We start from the raw sequence: 1,056 nt of genomic DNA on the forward strand, positions 1-1,056 counted from the left end.
CGATCATCGCCGTCCCGCGCCGCAGCCCGAAGCCCACGAGATACGCGGTCACGGCGCCCACGACGGCGGCGCCCGCCGTCCACAGGGACAGCGGCAACAGGGTCAGGGCCAGCACCCACACCGCGAACAGGCCCGTCTTGAGGCCGGCGCGAGCGCGGTGCAGGGGCGAGTCACCGTGGACGTACAGGGAGAGCATCAGCGCAGCTCCGCCGCCACGGCGTGGTCCAGGAAGCGCTCGTACGCCTCGACCACGTCCTCGGCCGGGCCGGTCCGCTCCACACGGCCGCCGTGGATCCACACCGCCTCGTCGCACGCACGGGCCAGCTCGAGGTCGTGGGTCACCAGCAGCAGCTGGAACCCGTCCGGGGCCGAGGGGTCGGCGGCCAGCAGCCGGTCGGCCACGATCCGCCGGTGCCGGCCGTCCAGCAGGGAGGTCGGCTCGTCGGCGATCACGAGGGACGGCCCGGCGGTCATCACCGAGCACATCGCCAGCCGCTGCGCCTGCCCCGAGGACAGGGACAGGCACGCCCGGTCCGCGAGCGCGGCGAGCCGGTGCTCCTGGAGCGCCGCGGCCACGCGCGCGGCGACGTCGTCCTTGGCCAGGCGGCGGCCGGCGTCGTCCCTGAGCGACTTCACGGTCAGCTCCACGTCCTCCCGGACGGTGGGCATGACCATCTGCGCGGCCGGGTTCGCGAACACGAAGCCGACGGTGCGGCGCAGCGCCTTCACGTCCCGGACGGCGTCCACCCCGTGCACGGTCACCTCCCCGGCGACGACGTCGGCCAGCCCGGCGATCGCGCGGGCCAGCGTGGACTTGCCGGAGCCGTTCTCCCCGATCACCGCCACACGCGGGGCCGTGAGGGTGAGGTCCACGCCGTCGAGGAGCACGACGACGCCCTCGGGGCCGTCGGCCTCGACGCGGACGCCCGTGAGGGTGAGGGAACGGTCCGGGCTCATCGGAAGGCGCGGGGGTAGGCCTTCCACAGGCCGACGATGAGGATGACGGCCACGACGAGCTTGATCAGGTCACCGGGCACGAACGGGGCGATGGAGAGG

The 1,056-nt window shown here is 74.2% G+C and carries 1 protein-coding gene and 1 pseudogene; both read right to left on the reverse strand.

Annotation, left to right across the window (positions count from 1 at the left end):
* Positions 1 to 196, reverse strand: a pseudogene (locus AB0N07_RS52040) (energy-coupling factor transporter transmembrane protein EcfT); the annotation flags it as partial.
* On the reverse strand, positions 196 to 957 hold the full coding sequence (locus tag AB0N07_RS52045; protein WP_350749909.1) for an ABC transporter ATP-binding protein: 762 nt from the start codon (positions 955 to 957) through the stop codon (positions 196 to 198). The pseudogene AB0N07_RS52040 and the gene AB0N07_RS52045, both read right to left, overlap by 1 nt.
* Between the last annotated feature and the right edge of the window lie 99 nt (positions 958 to 1,056).

The sequence above is a fragment of the Streptomyces sp. NPDC051172 genome, assembly GCF_040682555.1.
In the GTDB taxonomy this organism is placed as follows: domain Bacteria; phylum Actinomycetota; class Actinomycetes; order Streptomycetales; family Streptomycetaceae; genus Streptomyces.

Bases quoted from the DNA above. Each gene is read 5' to 3' on its own strand.
- AB0N07_RS52045 (WP_350749909.1), bottom strand. From the start codon at position 957: ATGAGCCCGGACCGTTCCCTCACCCTCACGGGCGTCCGCGTCGAGGCC.